This is a genomic window from Streptomyces sparsus (assembly GCF_054776295.1).
Genome location: NZ_BAAHCA010000540.1, coordinates 1 through 3372, shown reverse-complemented (window position 1 = coordinate 3372; position 3372 = coordinate 1). Strand labels below are relative to the sequence as shown.

Annotated in this window: 2 protein-coding genes; both read right to left on the bottom strand. The window is 72.6% G+C overall.

Annotated features, from left to right (window positions below):
* Positions 1 to 120: 120 nt before the first annotated feature.
* Positions 121 to 1488 (bottom strand): magnesium transporter, encoded by a 1368-nt coding sequence (mgtE, locus tag ACYVE9_RS19865; RefSeq protein WP_461029235.1) that lies wholly within the window; start codon positions 1486 to 1488, stop codon positions 121 to 123.
* A 403-nt stretch (positions 1489 to 1891) separates the two neighbouring features.
* Positions 1892 to 3372: AAA family ATPase (locus ACYVE9_RS19860; protein ID WP_461029234.1), on the bottom strand; the 1481-nt coding region annotated here is incomplete at its 5' end.

The window sequence follows — 3372 nt, the reverse complement described above, 5'->3', positions numbered from 1 at the left end:
TGGCCAGCGCGTGGCTGGTCCGCCGCTCCCCCCGACTGGTGCTGCGCCGCCTGCTGCCCTGACCGGGGCAGCGCCTCGGACGGTGGGCGCGCGACGGCGCCCGGTCAGCGTCGCGCCCGGTCAGACACCCAGGACCAGTTTGGCGGTCATGAAGTAGATGATCAGCCCGGTAGCGTCGACGAGGGTGGTGACCATGGGCGCCGACACCACGGCCGGGTCGATGCGCAGCCGCTTGGCGAGCAGCGGCATGGTGCCGCCGATGGTGGCCGCCCAACCGCAGATGGCGACCAGGGTGATGCCGACCACCAGGGCCACGTGGGCGTTGACGAAGACCGTGCCGACGATCAGGCCGAGCACCGCGAGCAGGCTGCCCAGCACCAGGCCGACGCGGAACTCCCGCCATATGACCTTGAGCAGGTCCGAGCCGCGCACCTCGCCGACGGCCAGTGCGCGCACGCAGGAGGTGGCGGCCTGGGCGCCGGCGTTGCCGCCGGCGCCGATCAGCATCGGGATGAACATGGCCAGTGCGGCGACCTGCTCGAGCGTGCCCTCGAAGGCCTGGGTGACGCTGACGGTGAGGGTGGCCGCGACGAGCAGCAGCGACAGCCACAGCGCCCGGTACCGGGCCAGCTGCCAGACGGTCGCCGCCATGTAGTGGCCGGCCCAGGGTGCGGCACCCGACTGGCGGGCGACGTCCTCGGTGTCGGCGGCTTCGATCACCTCGACCGCGTCGTCGAAGGTGAGCAGCCCGACCAGGCGGTTCTCACTGTCGACGACGACCAGGTTGAGGTCGTTGGTGTCCCGCATCAGGCGGGCCGCGTCCTCCGCGGAGTCGGTGGCGCGGGCGTAGGCGGGCTCGGTGACGACGAGGTCGGCGACCATCGAGTCGGGCGGGCTGAGCACGAGTTCGCGCAGTTCGACGATGCCGGTGAGGCGCCGTCCGTGGTCGACGACGGGCAGCGTGTAGACGGTCTCCGCGTGGGCGCCCTTCGCCCGGACGGTCCGCAGGGCCTGCCCCACGGTGAGGTCCTGGGGCAGCGCCACGACCTCGGGTGTCATGTAGCGCCCGACCGAGCCCTCCGGGTAGCCGAGCAGTGCCGAGGTCATCCGCCGTTCGTGGGTGCTCAGTCCGGCGAGTACCCGTCTGGCGACCTTGGCCGGCGCCTCGCGCAGCATCCTGGCCCGGTCGTCGGGGTCCATGCCCTCGACGATGTCCAGGAAGGTGTGGTCGCGCAGTCCTTCGAGGATCTGCTGCTGGTCGACCGGTTCGAGCTCCTCGAAGACGGTGAGCGCGCGGTCCTTGTCGAGCAGCCGGAAGGCCATGCCCGCGTTGACGTTGTCCATCCGTGCCAGCTCGTCGGCGATGACGTGCGGCGGGTGGGTCTCCAGCCATTCCAGCGCCAGGTGGAGCTGCTGGCTCTCCAGTATGTCCTGGAGCGAGTCGGGCAGCTCGGGGTGCAGGTCCTCGGGCAGAGGGGACGACGGCATGGGTGGTTCCTCAGCGCAGCGGTGGGTTCGACGGGGGACACCGGGGGGCATACCGCGGGCACTGCTCACTGTCCCAGCGCTAGCCGGGCGGGTCAGGGGTGCCGCGCGGTGCGGGACTGGGAGGTTCGCTGCGCACGGCCGCACCACCTCCGCTTCCGACCCACCGCCGACATCCGCCGCACCGGTTCGCGGCGCGCGTCCGTTGAAGGATACATCCGCCCGTGCGACGCCCCGCCGCATCCTGCCGGTGCCGGGAGGCGGTCGGGTGAACGACGGATGGCGTCCCGCCGCCCCCGGCGGACGCACCTCAGAGCCGCCCACGGACGCACCCGCCCGCCACGGGACGCGCTTCCGGCGTCGCGGAAGCGCGTCGGCGTCCCGGCGGGCACCGCCCGGGCGCCCGTCAGCCCGCGGTGGTCCCGGTGAAGGTGGCCTTGATCTCCGTCCAGCGTGCGGACTGCTCCTCGGTGAGCCGGTCCCGGAGTTCGGCCAGCCGCAGCAGGTTCGCCTCGGCCCCGCTGGTGAGGGTCTGCGCCTCGGCCAGGTAGTGGTCGTCGATGAGGGCTTCCAGCTCCCGGTCGTTCATCACCGGCACGATGCGCTCGGCCAGCTTGTTGGTGTTGCGGTAGGAGCCCTGGAGGCGGAACGGCGGCGCGGTGCGGTGGGCGTCGTCGGTGGTCGCGGACGCGATGTAGGCGGCGTTCACCTTCAGGACCGTGCGCCGCACGTACAGCAGCTTGCGCAGCACGGCCAGGACCTGCTCCAGGTCCATCGGCGAGTAGGGGTGGGCGAGCCGGTCGGCGCGGGCGGACTCGTCACCGGACGCCAGCCGCACCAGCAGGTCGATGTCGCCGCGCTCGCGGGCGGCGAGCGGGGCCAGCACCGGGTTGGAGGTGAGGGCGTTCTCGATGTGGCTGAGCGCGAAGACCGCCTCCCGGCCGGAGAGCACGTCGCCCAGGTTCCACACGTCCGCGCGGTTGGCGAGCATGTCGGGGATGCGGAAGCGGGCACCGGTCTCGGTGAAGGGGTTGCCGGCCATGCACACCGCGAACCGCTTGCCGCGCAGGTCGTAGCCGCGCGGGCGGCCGTCGGCGGTGCCGACCCCGTCGACGCGGCGCTGCGCGTCGCACAGCGGGATGAACTTCTGCAGCAGCTCGGGTGAGGTGTGCTGGACGTCGTCCAGGTAGAGGAAGACGTTGTTGCCCATCTCCAGCGCGAAGTTGACCTTCTCGATCTCCCGGCGGGCCGCCGCGTCGGGGGCGGCGGCCGGGTCCAGCGAGGTGGTCCGGTGGCCCAGCGCCGGCCCGTCGACCTTCACGAAGACCAGTCCGAGACGGGCCGCGACGTACTCCATCAGGGTCGTCTTGCCGTAGCCGGGCGGGGACAGCAGCAGGAGCAGGCCCTGGCTGTCGGTACGCCGGTCGGTGCCGGCGGTGCCGAGCTGCTTGGCGAGGTTGTCGCCAATGAGCGGCAGGTACACCTCGTCGATGAGGCGGTTGCGGACGAACGCCGACATCACCTTCGGGCGGAACGCGTCCAGCCGCAGCCGCTCGCGTTCGGCGGCGAGCAGCGCGTTGCGCTCCCGGGTGTAGGCGCGGTGCGCGGGGATGCGGCGGGTCCGGAACCGGTCGGTGCGGGTGAGGAACTCGTCGAGCCGCAGGCCCAGTTCACCGCCGCTGATCCGCGGGTGGGTGCCGAGCAGCCCGGTGACGGCGGTCGCGGTGGGCGCGGTGAGGTCACGCCGCGGGAAGGCGTCCCCGCACAGTTCGACGGCGGCGGCCTCCGGCAGGTCGTCGGCCGGTACGGCGCGGGACTCGGCGTAGGAGCCGAGCCAGGCCAGCGCGAGCTGGTGGCGGGCCGGCAGGTCGTCGCCGAGCGCGTCGA

Bases quoted from the DNA above. Each gene is read 5' to 3' on its own strand.
- mgtE (WP_461029235.1), bottom strand. From the start codon at position 1,488: ATGCCGTCGTCCCCTCTGCCCGAGGACCTGCACCCCGAGCTGCCCGAC.